This window comes from Sphingomonas sp. (genome assembly GCF_050725575.1).
Lineage (GTDB): Bacteria > Pseudomonadota > Alphaproteobacteria > Sphingomonadales > Sphingomonadaceae > Sphingomonas.
Map to the genome: position 1 here is coordinate 124,653 of NZ_JBOHHW010000007.1, position 17,848 is coordinate 142,500.

Annotated in this window: 15 protein-coding genes, 1 tRNA gene and 2 rRNA genes (1 of these 18 running past the window's edge); 13 read left to right on the top strand and 5 right to left on the bottom strand. The window is 61.3% G+C overall.

Translation table 11 applies throughout. The features are described from left to right. Positions 1-65: 65 nt before the first annotated feature. Together ACRECS_RS07400 and ACRECS_RS07405 are read right to left on the bottom strand one after the other, a co-directional pair. On the bottom strand, positions 66-1,847 hold the full coding sequence (locus ACRECS_RS07400; protein WP_431582322.1) for an adenylyl cyclase: 1,782 nt from the start codon (positions 1,845-1,847) through the stop codon (positions 66-68). Between the two features lie 99 nt (positions 1,848-1,946). Next, positions 1,947-2,657 carry a DUF6445 family protein gene (locus ACRECS_RS07405; RefSeq protein ID WP_431582323.1) on the bottom strand — a complete coding sequence of 237 codons (711 nt, stop codon included), beginning with the start codon at positions 2,655-2,657 and terminating at the stop codon, positions 1,947-1,949. A gap of 283 nt (positions 2,658-2,940) precedes the next feature. On the opposite strand from ACRECS_RS07405, the gene ACRECS_RS07410 reads away from it, so the two are divergent. The 13 genes from ACRECS_RS07410 (at position 2,941) to ACRECS_RS07470 (ending at position 15,441) form a co-directional block, all read left to right on the top strand. Next, the gene (locus tag ACRECS_RS07410; RefSeq protein WP_431582324.1) at positions 2,941-3,537 is read left to right on the top strand and encodes a TerD family protein; all 597 of its coding nucleotides are present in this window, start codon (positions 2,941-2,943) and stop codon (positions 3,535-3,537) included. Positions 3,538-3,598: 61 nt separating this feature from the next. Beyond that, positions 3,599-4,783, top strand: a complete 1,185-nt coding sequence (locus ACRECS_RS07415; protein WP_431582325.1) for a TerD family protein — start codon at positions 3,599-3,601, stop codon at positions 4,781-4,783. A gap of 38 nt (positions 4,784-4,821) precedes the next feature. Next, positions 4,822-5,922: a DUF475 domain-containing protein gene (locus ACRECS_RS07420; RefSeq protein WP_431582326.1), complete on the top strand. Its 1,101-nt coding sequence runs from the start codon at positions 4,822-4,824 to the stop codon at positions 5,920-5,922. Positions 5,923-5,996: 74 nt separating this feature from the next. After that, the gene (locus ACRECS_RS07425) at positions 5,997-6,572 is read left to right on the top strand and encodes a TerD family protein (RefSeq protein WP_431582327.1); all 576 of its coding nucleotides are present in this window, start codon (positions 5,997-5,999) and stop codon (positions 6,570-6,572) included. Between the two features lie 88 nt (positions 6,573-6,660). Then, the gene (locus ACRECS_RS07430; RefSeq protein ID WP_431582328.1) at positions 6,661-7,242 is read left to right on the top strand and encodes a TerD family protein; all 582 of its coding nucleotides are present in this window, start codon (positions 6,661-6,663) and stop codon (positions 7,240-7,242) included. 73 nt (positions 7,243-7,315) lie between these two features. Beyond that, on the top strand, positions 7,316-8,317 hold the full coding sequence (locus tag ACRECS_RS07435) for an ATP-grasp domain-containing protein (RefSeq protein WP_431582329.1): 1,002 nt from the start codon (positions 7,316-7,318) through the stop codon (positions 8,315-8,317). Positions 8,318-8,334: 17 nt separating this feature from the next. After that, positions 8,335-9,462 (top strand): S1C family serine protease, encoded by a 1,128-nt coding sequence (locus ACRECS_RS07440; RefSeq protein WP_431582330.1) that lies wholly within the window; start codon positions 8,335-8,337, stop codon positions 9,460-9,462. Positions 9,463-9,653: 191 nt separating this feature from the next. Beyond that, on the top strand, positions 9,654-10,793 hold the full coding sequence (locus ACRECS_RS07445) for a phosphoribosyltransferase domain-containing protein (RefSeq protein WP_431582331.1): 1,140 nt from the start codon (positions 9,654-9,656) through the stop codon (positions 10,791-10,793). A gap of 88 nt (positions 10,794-10,881) precedes the next feature. After that, the gene (locus ACRECS_RS07450) at positions 10,882-11,535 is read left to right on the top strand and encodes a sucrose-6-phosphate hydrolase (protein ID WP_431582332.1); all 654 of its coding nucleotides are present in this window, start codon (positions 10,882-10,884) and stop codon (positions 11,533-11,535) included. Between the two features lie 9 nt (positions 11,536-11,544). Then, the gene (locus ACRECS_RS07455; protein WP_431582333.1) at positions 11,545-12,678 is read left to right on the top strand and encodes a cysteine protease StiP family protein; all 1,134 of its coding nucleotides are present in this window, start codon (positions 11,545-11,547) and stop codon (positions 12,676-12,678) included. Further along, on the top strand, positions 12,675-13,577 hold the full coding sequence (locus tag ACRECS_RS07460) for an HpcH/HpaI aldolase/citrate lyase family protein (RefSeq protein WP_431582334.1): 903 nt from the start codon (positions 12,675-12,677) through the stop codon (positions 13,575-13,577). The genes ACRECS_RS07455 and ACRECS_RS07460 overlap by 4 nt, the downstream gene beginning before the upstream one ends. A 53-nt stretch (positions 13,578-13,630) precedes the next feature. After that, entirely contained in the window at positions 13,631-14,788 is a 1,158-nt protein-coding gene (locus ACRECS_RS07465) for a toxic anion resistance protein (protein WP_431582335.1), read from the top strand. Then, positions 14,785-15,441, top strand: coding sequence for a hypothetical protein (locus ACRECS_RS07470; protein ID WP_431582336.1), 657 nt, complete (start codon positions 14,785-14,787; stop codon positions 15,439-15,441). Before ACRECS_RS07465 ends, ACRECS_RS07470 begins: the two co-directional genes overlap by 4 nt. Before the next feature lie 510 nt (positions 15,442-15,951). Here ACRECS_RS07470 and ACRECS_RS07475 read toward each other — a convergent pair. The 3 genes from ACRECS_RS07475 to ACRECS_RS07485 form a co-directional block, all read right to left on the bottom strand. Continuing rightward, positions 15,952-16,028 (bottom strand) — tRNA-Met (locus ACRECS_RS07475). A 90-nt stretch (positions 16,029-16,118) separates the two neighbouring features. Beyond that, positions 16,119-16,233: ribosomal RNA gene (rrf, locus tag ACRECS_RS07480) — 5S ribosomal RNA — on the bottom strand. Positions 16,234-16,386: 153 nt separating this feature from the next. Continuing rightward, positions 16,387-17,848 (bottom strand): 23S ribosomal RNA (locus ACRECS_RS07485) (it continues 1,330 nt past the right edge of the window).

Genomic DNA, 17,848 nt, shown 5'->3' on the forward strand with positions numbered 1-17,848 from the left:
GTCTCTCCGGTTGGAATCAGGGGCCGGATTATCGGTTTCCATATCCGGCGCGGCGGAAGGCAATCTCATGGCACAGGATAGCGCACCAACATCTGCTTGATCGCACCGGGCTTCGCTGCCGCGCCCGCTTCATTGACGATATGGGCAATCGTGCCCTTGCCGCCGCCAAGCGAGATGGTGGTGATGTTGGCGAACTGGACGCCCGGCTTGCGCGGCGCCTCGATCGCGCTTTCCAGCACGATGCCGGGGTCGGCGGTGAAATTCGCATAGACGCCCATCGCGATCGCCTGATGATCGTTGACATGGTCGGCGACCTTGTAGGCGGCCCAGCCCCGGGTGGTGCCCGCCATATAGGCGGCCTGGCTGGGAGGATCATAGGGCAGCTCGTTCTGGTAGAAATAGGTCCGCCCGCGCTCGCCGTTCCACAGCGTCTGGTATTTCTGGAAATGCTCCACGAACAGTGCGCACAGCGTCACGTCATCGCCGTTCACGATCAGCCCCTGATCGCCCCGGCTCTCGTCCCAGCCGACATGGGAGCGCCCGCTTGCGCGATCGCCGTGATCGGCGCGCCAGATCCAGAGATGGTCGCCGATCACATGATGGCTGTTGATCTCCAGGCAAGTGGTGGCGTTACCGATGCTCGCTCCGCCGACACGGAAGAAGATGTCCGACAGCGAGATCGGGTCGGCGCGATGGTCGCGTCGGGAACCGCGTGGCCCGATTTCCATCAGTACCGGCGAAAGAGCGACGCCTGCGTCGATCAGCAATCCGGCGATGACGACGCCGGACACATCCGCCACGGTGAGCGCCTTGCTGCCACCCTCGGCCAGCAATGTCGCGAGACCAAGCCCGAGCACGATGGTGTCCGCGCGGTCGATCCGGAGCGGCCGGTCAATGCGGTAGATGCCGGGCGTCAGCAGCAGGTGCAGTCCGCGCCTGAGTGCGGCATTGATCTGCGTCGCCGACATGTCGGGACGCGCGACGAAGAAGCGCGACAAAGGAATCGACTTGCCCCGCGCCAGGCCGGCCGCCCAGCTGACGCCCAGTGTTTCGCGGCGCACAGCGGGTACGAAGACCTGCCAGTCGCCAGTGGCGGCGACATGGAGAAAGGGCTTGTCGCGCATCACCGGCACGGTCGGCACGGTCGTATAGGGCGGATCGGGAAAACGCGTCGCCGGCGCACCGCCGACCCCCATGAACATCATATTCCAGTTGGAGCCGTTCCAGGCCTGCATCGCGCTGTTGCGCGTGAACCATTGCTGTTGCGTGCCCGAGCGGATCACACCGTCGATCCGGCAATCCGCCATGAACCCGCCGCTGGACCAGCCGCCATCATCCAGCGCCAGGTCACCGCGCAAGTGAATCCGGCGGTACGGCGCCGCTTGCGAAACGGCCCAGCGATCGGCCCCGTCCTGCGGACGAATCTCGAGATTCTCGACGCTCCGCCAGAAATTGACCAGCGCCATGCCCTTGGCCCAGTCGGCCTCGGCATGGACATGCCCGTCGATCACGACATCGCCCGGCAGCGCACCCAGCCCCGCAACCTGAGTGAAGAATCCGACATTGACGTCGAGATTATAGCGCCCGGGCTTGAACAGCACGGCATGACGCGCATCGGTGAAATGCGCTCGCTCCATGCTTTGGAAAATGGCGTCGAGCCGCGCCTGAACGACCGCGCGCGGCATTGACGGGTCGATGATCAGGACATTCGGGCCAAGATCGGGGGACTCCGTCTTTACGAGGCCCGTTCCGGCCGCCGAATCGACGGTCGCCACCAGACCGGTCGCAGCAAGACCCGTCAGGAAGGATCGCCGCGCCGGCCGGAACTGCTGTTGCGGATCGTTCATGCGTGGCTCTCCGTGGAAAGGTTGCCTGCCCTGAACAGGGTTGCGGCACTTCCGGCTGGCGAAGCTATGCGCCTTGGCGGCCGGGCTCAACCCGCTGCGCTATCCGGCGGACAGAAAGCCGGTGATCGTCAGCCGCCCGGTCGACGGATCGGGCGAGAGCGGGGACTCCGGCGCGATCGCGCCGCTGTGAAGCAGATAGCTGCGGTAGAGCAGCGCCCGATTGTAGCGCGCCTCGACGAGCATGGTCTGCTCGAACAAATTGGTGTCGCCGGCAATATAGGTTGCGGGAGGGACGCCGCGGTAGCGGAGTTCAGCATCGAGCTGATCGAAATAGATCGGTGTGCGCGCCGCGTCGATCGTCTCGAAGCCGGTCGACCGATGGCGGTAAAAGGCGGTTCCCTCGCCGCTCTCCGGTGCGAGATAATGGAGCAAGGCGATCCGCTCGACCGCGAACGCATCGCAATGCGGCAAACGCTGGCTGATCGTCAGCTCCGCCGGTGGCGTCGTCACAATCGAGAAGCTGGCGTCGATCACATCCGCCTCACCCTGGTGGCCGAATATGTCGCGGAGCGCGGTCCTGATGATCGATTGCTGACTGGGCATATAGCTGGCCGGGAGCGGTGCCCTGATGCCCGGATAATGATGGTGCGCGGGGCCGAATCGGGCAGCGGCCGCAGCGGCGCGCAGCGCGTCCGGATCGGGAGCGAAGTCATCGATGATGACCAATGGCTGCCCCTCGCGGCCAAGATGACGGACCGTGAAGCCGGGCAGCGTCATGGCCGCGCGACCCGTTTCGGCACCATCATCCAACCGGGAATCCTCATTTGCCGCCGCAGTGCCATTGCGCCATCAAGGCCGGCATGACCCCTTGCGTCAAGCAGCATTGAGGCTGACAGACCGTCAGAAAAGACAGCAATCCCCGCCTCGCCGCCGCGCGATCGCCGCTGCAGATTCGGCCGCATATTGATTGCCTGTTTCACCGATCGTTAGACTTTCGATGACAAGCCCCTCATATCAGACTGACCGTGGATGAACTGAGTTCATTGGCTAAACGCGGCGCTATTGGTACTGAATCAAAGCATTGGAGGGATCTATGGCAATTTCACTGCAGAAGAACGCTTCGGTTAGTCTGACGAAAGAAGCGGGCGGATCCGGCCTCAGCAAGATTGCGCTCGGCGTAGGCTGGGACGTGGTGAAGAAGAAGGGCGGTCTTCTGGGCGGCCTGTTCGGCGGCGGCGGCGCGACCGAGATCGATCTCGACGCATCCTGCATCGCATTCGATGCCCATGGCAATGTCGTGGATCTCGTCTGGTTCCAGCAATTGATCAGCAATGACGGCTCGATTCGTCATAGCGGCGACAATCTGACCGGAGAGGGAGACGGCGATGACGAGACGATCTCGATTGACCTGCCGCGCCTGCCCGCCGGCATCGAAACATTGGTCCTGACGGTCAACAGTTTCCGCGGTCAGACCTTCAACGAGGTCGACAATGCCTATGGCCGGGTGGTCGATCTGGCAACCGGCCGCGAACTCACGCGCTACGACATCACCGATGCCGGATCGCATACCGGCCTTATCCTGGCGTCGCTCAAGCGCACCGGCGGGGAATGGGTGTTCAAAGCCCTGGGTGAACGGACAAGCGGCCGCACGGCGCAGGACCTCGCGGCGGCGGCGAGCCGCCTGATCTGAGCGCTGCCGGGAAGGACCTGCTTCCCGGTTCGCCATCATCACATGCCATTGGAGCAGAAGAATGCAGCTACAGCGCGGCGAAAAGCGTGGCCTGTCCGATCTGGGAATCGCCAACAACTGCACCATCAAGGTCGATTTCGAACTTCCGGGTGCCGATATTGCCGCGTTCGGCCTCGATAAGGACCGCAAGATCGGCGACGATCGTTATGTCGTGCTCTTTTCCAATCCGCGGACACCCGAAGGCGCGGTGGCGATGTCGGCCAGTTCGGACAGCGCGACATTCACGGTGGCTCTCGATCAGCTGCCCGCGACAATCGACCGCATCGTCTTTACCGCCACGCATGATTCCCGGCCCATTTCGGATGCGAAACCGCTGCTCGTGTCGCTTGACGGCAACAAGGCCAGCTTCAACGTTGCCGAGCATCTGACCAACGAAAAAGCGGTCATGATGATCGAACTCTATCGTCACAGCTCCGGCTGGCGGCTGGGGACGATCGCGGCGGGGTTCGCCGGCGGGCTGGCAAGCCTGATCCAGCATTTCGGGGGAGAAGTGGAAGCGCCGCCGCCAAGCGCTGCGCCGCCCGTACCTGCCCCACCGGCGCCGACACCGGCACCGCCGCCGCCAGCGGCGCCATCGGCACCGGTCAGCCTGAAGAAGATCACGCTCGAGAAATCAAATTCCTCGGTCAGCCTGAAAAAGACCGGCACGTCCTTTGGCGAAATCATCCTGAACCTCAATTGGAACCAGGGGACCGAGAAGCGGGGATTGTTCGGGGGCGCGAAGAGTATCGATCTCGATCTCGGCGTCCTGTTCGAGCTCAACGATGGCAGCAAGGGTGTCATCCAGGCGCTTGGCAATGCATTCGGCCGTTATGAGCAGGCGCCGTGGATCGAACTGTCCGGCGACGATCGCACCGGCGCGGTGTCCGCCGGCGAGACCATTCGCGTCAACGGCAGGTTCTTCGACAATATCAGCCGCCTTGCCGTGTTCGCCAACATCTATGCCGGCGTGCCCAATTGGGCAAAGACCGACGGCGTCGTCCGCATGAATATTCCGGGGCAGCCCGAAATCGAAGTGCGCATGGACGAAGGGCGGGACAATTGCCGCCTGTGCGGTATCGCCGTCATCGACAATGTCGGCGGCCAGCTGCAGATGAACCGTCACATGCAATATTATCGTGATCAGAAAGAATTTGCCGATAACGTAGGGATCTTCCTGCGTTGGACGGCAGGCTCCAAGGACTAGGCCGAACCGGTGCTGTCTATCGTTGAATTTTCGGGGGAATGATGAAAACTTTTTACGGATCGATCGCCTTTACGGTCATCGCTCTCATCCTGGCCGGTGTTCTCGGCTTGAGCCAGGGCCAGATCGGCCTGGCACTCCAGTTCGTCTTCCTGGCGCTGGTGCTGGGTGTGATGGAAACATCGCTCAGCCTCGACAATGCGGTCGTGAACGCGTCGATCCTCAAGGATATGCCGCCTATTTGGCAACAGCGATTCCTCACCTGGGGCATCCTGATCGCAGTGTTCGGGATGCGCATCATCTTCCCGATCCTGATCGTCTCGGTCTCGGCCTGGGTCAGCCCATGGGAGGCCACGCGAATCGCATTGGTCGACCAGCTTCGCTACGAACAGATCGTCACCGGCGCCCATATCGGTATTTCCGGTTTCGGCGGCGCGTTCCTGATGCTCGTCGGCCTCACCTTCTTTTTCGACGACAATCGCGAACATCACTGGCTCGGCTTCATCGAGAAACCGCTGGCGGCCTTCGCCAAGATACCGTTCTCGGCCTATATCGCGACGACGGCGATCGTCGTCGGGCTGTCCTTCATGGTGCACGGCGAGGAACAAAAGACCTTCCTGATCGCCGGGCTGTGCGGCGTGGTGGCCTTTTTCGGGGTGCAGAAAATCGGCGATCTCGTCGGCGGCGACGAGGATGCGACCACCGGCAAGGTCGTGCGGTCGGGCGCCGGCGCGTTCATCTATCTTGAATTCCTCGATGCGAGCTTCTCGTTCGATGGCGTGATCGGGGCGTTCGCGATCACCAACAACATCATCCTGATCGCACTTGGCCTGGGGATCGGGGCCATGTTCGTCCGCTCGATGACCATCGCGCTGGTGCGCGGCGGGCATCTCGCCGAATTCCGCTTTCTCGAACCCGGCGCTTTCTATGCCATCATTGCGCTTGCGACGATCATGCTGCTGAGCATCCGGATCGAGACTCCCGAAGTGATCACCGGCCTGATCGGCGCCTGTATCATCGGCGTGTCGCTCTATGCGTCGATCCGTCACAAGAAACTGTTCCCGCATGAATATGCCGAAGACGGGGAGGCTGACGTGATCCTGCCGACCGGCGATGTCACGCCCGGCCGCCACACATCCTGAACCACCTATACCCGGCATCCCCGGGTTAGTCCGACACCTTGCCCCATGGCTGAAACAACGAGGAGATGATCAACATGGCGATTTCACTATCCAAGGGCGGCAATGTCTCGCTCTCGAAGGAAGATCCGACACTTGATGAGATCATGGTCGGGCTTGGCTGGGATGCCCGCGCAACCGACGGGACCGACTTCGATCTCGACGCATCGGCATTCCTGCTGGCCGCATCTGGCAAGGTTCGCAACGACACGGACTTTTGTTTCTACAACAACAAGAATGTCGGCGATGCGGTGATCCATCAGGGCGACAACCGCACCGGCGAGGGTGACGGCGACGACGAGCAGATCAAGATTACCCTGTCGAAGCTCCCCGCGGACATCGACAAGGTGGCGATCGCGGTGACGATCCATGATGGCGAGTCCCGCCGGCAGAGCTTCGGTCAGGTGTCGAACGCCTTTATCCGCCTGGTCAATCAGAAGACCGGTGCCGAGGTCGTGCGCTATGATCTGTCGGAGGATGCTTCGGTCGAAACCGCGATGATCCTCGGCGAAGTGTATCGCCACGGCAGCGACTTCAAATTCCGCGCCGTGGGTCAGGGTTTCAAGGGCGGCCTGGGTCCCCTTGCGACCAATTACGGTGTAAGCGTCGGCTGATTGGCGCTGCGGGAAAGCCCGCAGACCGCAAAGGAACTGCCGCGCCGGATTCGCTGATCCGGCCGGCAGCGTAGACAGGATCGATTCGATGGCAGTTTCACTCGTCAAGGGCGGCAATGTCTCCCTTTCCAAAGAAGCCCCGGGGCTGAGCTCGGTAACCGTTGGTCTCGGCTGGGATGTCCGCAAGACCGATGGCGCCGCCTTTGATCTGGACGCGTCGGCATTTGTCCTGGGGGATGATGAAAAGGTGCTGAGCGACGCCCATTTCATCTTTTACAACAACAAGGTCACGCCCGACGGCTCGGTCACTTATGGCGGCGACAATCGCACCGGCGAGGGCGATGGCGATGACGAGACGATCAAGATCGACTTCGCCAAGCTGCCCGCCAATGTGAAGAAGGTGGTCGTCGCGGTCACCATCTATGAAGGCGTCGAGCGGCGGCAGAATTTCGGATCGGTATCCAACGCCTATGCGCGCGTGATCAACGATGCCGACGGGAAGGAACTCGCGCGGTTCGATCTGTCGGAAGACAGCAGCACCAACAGCGCGCTGATCTTCGTCGAACTGTATCGCGGCGCGCAGGGCGACATCAAGGTCAAGGCGATCGGCGAAGGCTGGCAGAACGGGCTTGCCGGTCTTGCCGGTACCATGGGCGTCAATCTGGGCTGATCGCCGCGGCCGAAGCCGGGGTGTCGAACATCCCGGCAGGTGGCGCAGGCGCTATGAAAAAAGAAGCTCGATCATGCGCATCTGGTTCAATCGCGGCTTCTCGCTGGCGCCGATCGCTGCCGCGATGCGCGACGCGGATCCGACCCTCGAGGTCTTCGTCAGCGTCGGGCAGAATCAACCCCGCTATGACGGCCCCAGCGCGACCCTGGTCGAGCCGGAGGACAGTGAAGCCGCTTATATCGACTGGGTGCGCGAGACGATCGCGGCCAACGCGATCGACATCTTCATTCCGACGCGGCGGCGGTCGCTGATCGCCGGGGCCGAGCTGGACTGCCGGGTCGAACTGCCGGCTGCGATCGCGACCCTCGACCTGCTCGACGACAAATTTGCCTTTGCCGCCGCCATTGCGGGAACGGCCTATCATCTCGAGACCCGGTTGATCACATCGAGCGCGGCGCTTGAACAGGCGATCGCCACATTCCGCGAGACAGGTCCTGCGGGCGCCAAACCGTGCGTCAAGCCGCGAAAGGGCGTCAACGGCCATGGCTTCTGGCGCCTCACGCAGGACCGGCCGATGAGCCATCTCGATAATCCGGACAGCCGCAGGATCACCGAGACGCTGTATATCGCCGCTGCCGCGGCAGCGGAGAAGGCCGGAGCGCTCGAGGATCTGGTGCTGATGGAATATCTGCCCGGGCCCGAAGTCTCGTTCGACATGCTCGCGGACAAGGGCGTGCTGCTCAAATTTGCCGCGCGAACCAAATTGCCCGGCGGCGTACAGCATATTCAGACCGACCATTTCCTGGCGCCGGCCGCCGCGGCGCTGGTCGAACGCTTTGCGCTTCATGGCGTTGTGAATGCCCAATTCAGGCGCGCGGCGGACGGCAGCTGGAAACTTCTTGAGATCAATTCCCGTCCTGCCGGCGGGATCCTGTATTCCGAGCAGGTCGGATGCGGACTGCTGGCGGATTGGTCGGCACTGTTGACCGGCCGCAAGCATGCGGCACAAGTGTCGCGACCATCCATCGATACGCAGATTCGCCTGACGACAATTGCCGCCCAGATCGCCGCCTGACAGAAAGGACGTACTCCGTGCATCAGCCAATGCCTGGCGAGCGTCTCTCCCTTGGAAGCGCGCAGACCTGCACGATCCGCATCGATGGTCGTCATGGCGAGCGCATTGCGGCGGTCGCAGTGCAGGCCTCTGGCAACATCGTCGCATTCGATCAGATCGGCCAGAACGAATGGTCGCTCGGCAGCCTGTCACGCTTCAGCGAAACAACCGAGATTCTGCTGTATATCGTGGACGACCGTCTCGGCGGCTTCGTCAATGATTGCTATCCGATCACTCTCGTCATCGATGGCGCGCCGCACGCTCTGCCTGCTCCATCCGAACAGTTGGCAGCAGTCATCATCGGCGAGATCTATTCGAAGGGTGGCGCGCCGAAGCTCAAGGTCGCCAATGAGGGCTATATCTTCGGCATCGATGCCTATGCCCGCGCCCGCAATCTGCAGTCGCCGTCATTTCCGAAGCGTTCCACCACGCGGTCACCCGATCGATATGCGCAGGACGACCATGAGAACCGCCCGAAGCCACCGGCGGGAACGCCGCTCGGGTCGGGCAGCGGCATTCTGGTCGCGCCGGGGGTCGTTGTCACCAACGCCCATGTGATCGAGGACGGATCGTCTTTCCAGGTCGGCCGGGGCCATCTTCACCTGACGCCGATCGCGATCGACCCGATGCACGATCTCGCACTGCTGAAGGGCGATGTGGACGGCGTCCCGCTGCCGCTGCGGTTCAGTTCGCCGATCTGGCTGGGCGAGGCGATCATGGCGGCGGGCTATCCGTTGATGGACCTGCTGGGCGCGGACCTCAAAGTCTCCACCGGCAATGTATCGGGGCTGACCGGATCGCATGGCGATGTGGCGCGCTTCCAGTTCACCGCGCCGATCGGATCCGGATCGTCCGGCGGCGCGATCATCGACGAGTTCGGCAACCTGATCGGGGTCACCGCCGCGTCGCTCGCGCATGGCAATATTCGCGATCGGGGATCGATCAGCGAGAACGTCAATTTCGGCGTCAAGGCAAGCCTGGTGTACGAGATGCTTGCCGCGGCCGGGATCGACCTGCCGACGACACCGCTCGCGACCGAGAATGCGCGACGCGAAGTGGTTCAGCGGTTGAGGCGCAGCGTCATCAGCATCAATGTCATTGCCTGATGAGCCTATGGGATATCGGTCCGGGAAAGCCGCCTCGTCTTCGTAAAAAGCCGAAGCCGCCCAGGTCGGTGCTGGATTAATACCCGGCAATGATGGCATAGCGCGACTCTGCGCGAGACGGCAAAAGCCATGGCGGATCGACGGCACCGGTGAACCAGGTGCTTCATGTCCCGGACGAAACGGAAAAACATATGCTGCAAGCGAAAGCTGCAACGATGACGGTCGAACTCGAAACAGGGATTCTTTCGCTCACCGCTCATGGCGATCATGACATAGCGGCGCTCTGCGATGTCGCCGCGCGCGCCAATCCCAAACGCGGGTTCCTGATCGTTTCGAGGATTCTTGGCCGCCATCTCCCCGCATTGCCCGCCGCGATGCGGGGAGCGATGGAGGATCTGGCCGCCATGATTCCGGCCGATCTGCCCGAACCGGTGGTCGTGCTCGGCATGGCAGAAACGGCCACTGCGCTCGGCCAGGGGGTGTTCGCAGGCTACCGGCGGCGGCATCCGGCGACATTGGCCTATTATCTCCAGACCTCGCGCCAGACGGTTCCGGACGCACTCCGCATCGCGTCGTTCGAAGAAGGCCATAGCCACGCGACCACGCATCTCGTGCAGATCGGCGATCGCGCCATGGCGGCGCACGTGCGGCAGGCACGCTCGCTGATCATCGTCGATGACGAATGCAGCACTGGCGGCACTTTTATCGCCGGGGCCGAAGCGATGCTGGCGGCGATGCCCGGGCTGGAGCGGATCGAGACCTGCTGCATCACCGACTGGAGCAACGGCAGCTACAAGCAGCGCATGCCGGTGGAGACGGGCGGACACGCGCTGCTTCACGGGGACATGACATGGGAGCCCGGCACGGCCTCCACCGCGTCACGGCTCGCAGCGAGCAGCAACACGCCGGGCACGGCACCGGCCACGGGCATGAAAAGCCGAACGGGGCTGAAAGACCCCGAGCAAGCGATTCGGCCGGCATTCGAGCCCGGGCAAGGCGAGCGGATTCTCGTTCTGGGGGAAGGCGAGCATTCGTACGAAGCGCTGCTCTTTGCCGAGGAGATGGACGCCGCCGGCGCGATCGCGGCGGTTCAGTGCATCACACGCAGCCCCGCGCTGCCCGGTCACGCCATGCAGAGCGTGTCGCACTTCAGCGACAGCTATGGCAGCGGCGCACCCTGTTATTTGTACAATCTGCTCGCCCATGATCCGGACCGGGTGGTGATCATGTCCGAAGTGGGAGGCAGCCAGGTCGCGGACGCAAAGGCCGCGCTTGCCGCGCTCGGTTCCGACATTCCCGTGACACAGATGATCTGTAGCTATGGCAGCTGAAATGAAACCAATATTCCTTTCGGATCTGGACGACACGCTGTTTCAGACTCGTGAAAAATGTCCCGCAGAAGCTCAGGGCCTGAAAGCCATGAGCACATTGGCCGATGGCAACCCCAGCGGCTATGCAACCGTGCGGCAACAGCATTTCATGGCGTGGCTGTCGCTCGGGACGCTTATCCCGGTCACCGCACGCAGCACCGAGGTTCTGGCGCGCGTCGACATCGCCCAGGCGCCGGCGATCTGTTCCAATGGCGGGTGCATCATCCAGCCCGACGGCGGCATCGACCTGGCATGGCACGGCCATCTCGCCGGCCAATCCCGCGCCGACCATGCGGTGACCGAGGTCTATGACGCGATAACATCGCCGCTCGATACCAAAGCGTTCCGGCACTGGGTCGTCATCGAAAACGAGCTGCCGCTCTATATCGTCATCAAGAGCAATCGCGGTTCGGCATCCGATCTGGTCGAACTCGCCGAAAGCCATCACCAGCTTCTGCCGCCAGCGTGGCGGCGGCACAGCAACGGCAATAATCTTGCCTATATGCCGGCATGGCTGAACAAGCGTCATGCGGTCGCCTATCTTGTCGACCAGATACGGATCGACGCGCCCGATACCCCGATCATCGGTATCGGCGACAGTCATTCGGATATCGGCTTCATGGATCTTTGCGATTATGCCGTGACGCCGACATCGTCGCAATTCTGGAAATCGGCGGTGCATGGCAATGACTGGCTGCGCTGAGCCATGCATATGACCGCTGCATCGGCACGCAATCCAGTCGCTTTCTCCGGCTCCTACGAGCCGGACGACGTGACGATCCTGCTCAGGCCGACCGATATCGCGCCCATCGCAATCGATATGAAAGAACGCCTGATCCAAAGCGGGGCGAAGCATTATTCGGAAATGCTCTCGGCCGAGAAATTGCCCGACGAGCGCTATATGTCGCTGTATCGACAGGCATTGTCGCGCAATGCCGGCCGACTGCGGCGCGATGTCGAACGGCTCGCCGAGACGCTGGCGGCCGAGACGCTGGCGGCCGAGACGCTGGCGGGTGGTGCGGAGACGGCGAGGACTTGCGTGATCATTTCGCTCGCCCGCGCCGGCACGCCGATCGGCGTACTGCTGAAACGGGCATTGACGCGGATCGGCGTCGACACGCACCATTATTCGATCAGCATCATCCGCGGTCGCGGTATCGACCAGCGCGCGCTCCGGCTCATCCGGGAACGCCACGGCGTGGCCACGTCCGTATTTGTCGACGGCTGGACCGGCAAAGGCGCGATCAAGACCGAGCTGGTGCAATCGCTCGCCCGCGCGGATCTTGGCTTTTCCCCCTTCCTCGCCGTCATTGCCGATCCGGCCGGCTGCGCCGACCTTGCGGCCACGACAGAAGATTATGTGATCCCGAGCGGCCTGCTCAACGGGATCGTTTCGGGACTGATCAGTCGCTCGGTCCTGCGCGACGACCTGGTCGGACCGGACGATTTCCACGCTTGCCTGTATCAGATCGAACATGCCGGTCACGATCTCAGCCGCCGCTTCATCCATGACATCGAAAGCGCGGACATGCCGATGATGGACACCGATCCCTGGACGGCCGAGAAATCCGTCAGGGCCGGCTTGCGCAGTCGGGCGTTGATCGACTCCATGGCGCAGGAATTCCGGATCGATGATATCAACAGGATCAAGCCAGGCATTGCCGAGGCCACCCGCGCGATTCTGCGTCGCGTGCCGGACCTGGTGTTCGTCAATGATGATGGCGATCCGGAAATCACCCATCTTCTTCATCTCGCCGCCCAATCGGGCGTTCGAGTGATTGAGCGCGATCTTCATCCATACCGGGCAGTGACCGTGATCAAGAGCGTCGGAGGACATCAGGAATGAGTGCGATCGAGCTTGGGGCCTCGCTTTACGTGCCCGCCCTGAAGGCGGCAGCGGCAGGGCTGGTCTATGGACAGATGCCGGAGCTGCGATCGGTGGTGATCTGCCTGGAGGATTCGATCCGCGACGATCAGGTCGATCAGGCACTGGCCGAACTGCGGCAGATCCTGCTGCAGTTCACCGTCCGGGGGCCAGCGATCAGAGTCTATGTCCGACCGCGCAACATTGCGATGCTGATCCATATTTCGGCCTTCCCGGGCGTCGATCGGGTCGAAGGCTTCGTTCTTCCGAAGGTGACGACGAATAGCCTGCCGATGTGGTTGAGCGCGGTGATGCATGACGATCATCGCATCATGCCGACGATCGAAGGTGAAGAAGCGTTCGATCGTGGCGCGCTGGCCCGGCTGTGCGATCAGTTGCGCCCTTATATCGACCGCGTGACGGCGGTGCGGATCGGCGGCAACGATATTCTTGGCCTGCTCGGCATTCGCCGCTCGCGTGTGCGGTCGGCCTATGAAGGCCCCCTGGGCAATGTGATCCGCGACATTGCGGGGACCTTTATCCCAAATGGCTTCAGTGTCGCGGCGCCGGTATTCGAACATTATACCGCGCTCGATATTCTCCGGCAGGAGGTACAGCAGGATATCGAACATGGCTTGTTGACCAAGACCGCGATCCATCCGTCGCAGATCCATGTCATCCAGGAAATGTATCGCCCGTCCGCGGTTGAAATGGCAGAAGCGCGCACCATTCTCGATTCTGCCACCCCGGCGGTGTTCGGGTCGAACGGCAGCATGTGCGAACCGGCAACGCACTCCCGCTGGGCCGGCTCGATCATCAGGCGCGCCCAGATCCACGGCGTCATGGATCAGATTCGTAGTCCTGACACCAAAGTCGCCTGAGCTCGATCCTTCGCCTATATATCACCCTAACCCTTCCAGGATGACGCTTTCAAATGGATTCCCTGACTCTTGAAGCGCCGGCGCCGATCGCGGCGATCCCAGTCGCTGAGGCGGCAGGACTCGTGCCGATTGACGAGGGGACGAGAGTGGAACTGGAAGACAAGGTCGATCGGTACATCGCCGAACTGACCTCGCTCAGCGCGCACAGCCCGGATTTCGGGGTCAAGGCCGATCAGCTGGCGAATCTCGGCCAGCGCGAAATCTCGGCGCTTGCCAATCAGTCCAATCGCTTCCTCGAGCGATCTACCCGATCGCTGAAAGAGGGTGAAGTGAGTGCGAATCTCGCCCGGCTGCGCGAGGTGGTCGAAGCGCTGGATCCCGGCCGCAGGGGCAATCTGCTCGAGCCCCGCCGTATTCTCGGCATCATTCCTGCCGGGTCGAAACTAAAGGCCTATTTCGACCAATATGCGCCCGCGCAACAGACGATCGAAGCGATCCTGCGCGGATTAAGCCATGGCCGCGATGAGCTGATGCAGGACAATATCGCGCTCGACGGCGAACGCCGCAAAATATGGGAGCAGATGGGCAAGCTGGAGCAAATGATCCACATCTGCAGGTCGCTCGATGCAAAGCTCGAAGACGCAGCGCTCTCGCTCGATCATACCGACCCCGCCAAGGCCAGGGCGGTGCGCGACATGGCGCTGTTTCAGACACGCCAGCGCAGCGCCGATCTCCTGACGCAAATGGCGGTCGCGGTGCAGGGCTATCTCGCGCTGGATCTGATCAGGAAGAGCAATATCGAGCTGATCAAGGGTGTCGATCGCGCATCCACCACCACTGTTGCGGCGCTACGGACTGCGATCACCGTGGCCCAGGCGCTCGCCGGTCAGCGCCTGGTGCTCGACCAGATCGCCGCGGTCAACGCCAGCGCGTCCAACATGATCGAGGGCAGCAGCCGCCTGCTCAGGAACGACAGTGTGCGCATTGCCGAGCAGGCATCGTCATCAGCGGTGGATGTCGAAGCGTTGCAACGAGCCTTTGCCAATATCTATTCGACGATGGACGCCGTCGATAATTTCAAGGCCGAGGCGCTTGGCAGCATGAAGCAGACCGTGGAGGCTCTCTCATCCGAGAGCGACAAGGCGAGACGCTATATTGACCGCGCCGGCGCCGGCGGTATGCAGCACTCGGACGGGCTTAGCCTGGGATGACGGTGCTCGCCCTTCCGACGGTTCTGCTGATCGCCGGGGCGGCTGTGGCTGCACCTCCGGCCCTTTACTTTTGGAGGCGACAGCCCCCTAAAGCGAATCTGGTTTCCTCTGACGATCGGGGGAGCGGACGTCGCTCATCCAGGCGAAAGAGGAACGGAGGAAGCGAATTGAGCATGTTCGATAAGCTGAACCGCATCTTCGGTCCCGCTGCCAATCCCGCAGGCAGTCCGGCGAGCGCGCCGCCGCCGGCCGCGTCGCCGCCTGCGGTCCATTTCGATTTCGAAGACGAGCGCATTCCCGATGCGGCCCGCGTGAAGATCCGGCGCATTCTGGCCTGTATCGAGGAGGTCGGCAAAGCGATGGAGCGCGAGCAGGTGCCGGGTTTCAGCCGCATCGACATGGAGCAGATGCGCGACATCCACCTGCCCAAGCTCGCCAAAAGCTATATCGACATCCCGACCGGCTATCGCAGCGAAATCTTTCGCAAGACCGGCAAGTCGGCGAGCTTCATCCTGCTCGAAAGCCTCGACAAGATGCAGGCCAAGATGGACGAGATCCTGAAGAATCTGGCGCAGAACGATATCGATGCGTTCACCGAGAACACGCAGTTCATCGGCCAGCGCTATGCCGACGACGACAACCCGTTTCAGTAGGAACCGGATTCCTGGCGGCTCGGATCATGCGCGACTCCTTAGCGCCGATAGCCCGGCGGCAATCCTGTTTCCCGACACTGAGAAAGAGCCAGCCGGTGTAAGCTGGCACGGGAACCCTGCCCGATCCTGAGCGATGGTTGAATCGTCCCCGGCGAGAAGGCTCGGGATGACCGGAAGAGATATGGGACACCGAAATGTCCGATATTCGCCAGAGATATGGGACACCGGACTGTCGCATATCTCACGCCGTCGCGGCAGCAAGAATTCCCAAATATCGATCATATATCAAATACTTAATCTCGACGGGCGACTTGGCGCGCAGGCCCGCCCCCGCGATCTCGTCTGTTCAGGGCGAGTGAGTGATCCCTGGTCGACACGCGCCGAGTACATGCTGCTCTGGTCGCCGGACTGGGCGGCCGCAGGCCATCTTCCGCTGCGAAATCTTGAAACGCATTTGCGCCAGACGCAAAAAAGCCCGCCAAACCGTGAGGTTTGCGGGCGTTTGTCCGTTGGTTGCGGGGACAGGATTTGAACCTGTGACCTTCAGGTTATGAGCCTGACGAGCTACCGGGCTGCTCCACCCCGCGCCAAGGTTCTTCTCCCGCAATGAAGCGGGGAAAAGACATGTGAATGGGTTCCGTACTAGAATTCGTTTCGCGCTGCTCACCGGCTACAATGCCTGGCGACGACCTACTCTTCCATCGCTTAAGCGATAGTACCATCGGCGCAGTCAGGTTTCACGGCCGAGTTCGGGATGGGATCGGGTGGGGCACTGACGCTATAGCCACCAAGCAATGAAGCCGGTGAGCGGCGAAAAACGGTTCTAAAATCGATGCACACTTTACCTAGAATTCAGGTGTAGTTGTATTAGGCGTAAGCTCTTAATCATCCGACAATCTCGGACAAACGCTGGTGTTACCCAGAGTTGTCGTTGATGGTGGGACTCTCAAGCGCAAATAGAGCAATTAGTATCGGTTAGCTCCATGCGTTACCGCACTTCTACATCCGATCTATCAACGTCGTGGTCTCCGACGGCTCTATGAAATCTTATCTCGAGGGAGGCTTCCCGCTTAGATGCTTTCAGCGGTTATCCCGTCCATACATAGCTACCCTGCTGCGCTTCTGGCGAAACGACAGGTACACCAGAGGTATGTTCAACCCGGTCCTCTCGTACTAGGGTCAACTCCTCTCAAATTTCGACGCCCACGGCAGATAGGGACCAAACTGTCTCGCGACGTTCTGAACCCAGCTCACGTACCACTTTAATTGGCGAACAGCCAAACCCTTGGGACCTGCTCCAGCCCCAGGATGTGATGAGCCGACATCGAGGTGCCAAACAACCCCGTCGATATGAGCTCTTGGGGGTTATCAGCCTGTTATCCCCGGCGTACCTTTTATCCGTTGAGCGATGGCCCTTCCACGAGGGACCACCGGATCACTATGACCGACTTTCGTCTCTGCTCGACTTGTCAGTCTCGCAGTCAGGCTGGCTTATGCCATTGCACTCTAACAGACGGTTTCCAACCGTCCTGAGCCAACCTTCGCGCGCCTCCGTTACTCTTTAGGAGGCGACCGCCCCAGTCAAACTACCCGCCACAGAGGGTCCCTGATCCAGTTTCATGGATCGAGGTTAGACATCAGAAAACAACAGGGTGGTATTTCACCTATGGCTCCACGACAGCTGGCGCCGTCGCTTCAAAGCCTCCCACCTATGCTACACAGTTCTTTCCTAATGCCACTCTGAAGCTGCAGTAAAGGTGCACGGGGTCTTTCCGTCTAACCGCGGGTACTCCGCATCTTCACGGAGAATTCAATTTCGCTGAGCATGTCCTGGAGACAGTGGGGAAGTCGTTACGCCATTCGTGCAGGTCGGAACTTACCCGACAAGGAATTTCGCTACCTTAGGACCGTTATAGTTACGGCCGCCGTTTACCTGGGCTTCATTTCGGAGCTTGCACCCCTCCACTTAACCTTCAGGCACCGGGCAGGCGTCAGGCCCTATACGTCGTCTTGAAGCCGACTTAGCAGAGCCCTGTGTTTTTGCTAAACAGTCGCTACCCCCTGGCCTGTGCCCCCTCAAAATGCTTGCGCACAGTGAGGGCCTCCTTCTTCCGAAGGTACGGAGGCAATTTGCCGAGTTCCTTCAGGACACTTCACTCAAGCGCCTTGGTATACTCTACCTGACCACCTGTGTCGGTTTCGGGTACGGTCTATACGGTGGGGCTATTTCCTGGAACCTCTTCGAAGCCAGATCAATCCAATAAGATCTGACAACACACGAGATCCGTCACACACCACCAGGTCACGGAATATTAACCGTGTTCCCATCGACTACCCCCTTCGGGCTCGTCTTAGGGGCCGACTCACCCTGCGCGGATTAGCCTTGCGCAGGAACCCTTGGTCTTTC

Excerpts from the sequence above, each read along its gene's own strand:
- ACRECS_RS07470 (WP_431582336.1), top strand. The coding sequence starts at position 14,785 with ATGACGGTGCTCGCCCTTCCGACGGTTCTGCTGATCGCCGGGGCGGCT.
- ACRECS_RS07410 (WP_431582324.1), top strand. The coding sequence starts at position 2,941 with ATGGCAATTTCACTGCAGAAGAACGCTTCGGTTAGTCTGACGAAAGAA.
- ACRECS_RS07430 (WP_431582328.1), top strand. The coding sequence starts at position 6,661 with ATGGCAGTTTCACTCGTCAAGGGCGGCAATGTCTCCCTTTCCAAAGAA.
- ACRECS_RS07465 (WP_431582335.1), top strand. The coding sequence starts at position 13,631 with ATGGATTCCCTGACTCTTGAAGCGCCGGCGCCGATCGCGGCGATCCCA.
- ACRECS_RS07415 (WP_431582325.1), top strand. The coding sequence starts at position 3,599 with ATGCAGCTACAGCGCGGCGAAAAGCGTGGCCTGTCCGATCTGGGAATC.
- ACRECS_RS07455 (WP_431582333.1), top strand. The coding sequence starts at position 11,545 with ATGACCGCTGCATCGGCACGCAATCCAGTCGCTTTCTCCGGCTCCTAC.
- ACRECS_RS07425 (WP_431582327.1), top strand. The coding sequence starts at position 5,997 with ATGGCGATTTCACTATCCAAGGGCGGCAATGTCTCGCTCTCGAAGGAA.
- ACRECS_RS07445 (WP_431582331.1), top strand. The coding sequence starts at position 9,654 with ATGCTGCAAGCGAAAGCTGCAACGATGACGGTCGAACTCGAAACAGGG.
- ACRECS_RS07450 (WP_431582332.1), top strand. The coding sequence starts at position 10,882 with ATGAGCACATTGGCCGATGGCAACCCCAGCGGCTATGCAACCGTGCGG.
- ACRECS_RS07420 (WP_431582326.1), top strand. The coding sequence starts at position 4,822 with ATGATGAAAACTTTTTACGGATCGATCGCCTTTACGGTCATCGCTCTC.
- ACRECS_RS07400 (WP_431582322.1), bottom strand. The coding sequence starts at position 1,847 with ATGAACGATCCGCAACAGCAGTTCCGGCCGGCGCGGCGATCCTTCCTG.
- ACRECS_RS07460 (WP_431582334.1), top strand. The coding sequence starts at position 12,675 with ATGAGTGCGATCGAGCTTGGGGCCTCGCTTTACGTGCCCGCCCTGAAG.
- ACRECS_RS07435 (WP_431582329.1), top strand. The coding sequence starts at position 7,316 with ATGCGCATCTGGTTCAATCGCGGCTTCTCGCTGGCGCCGATCGCTGCC.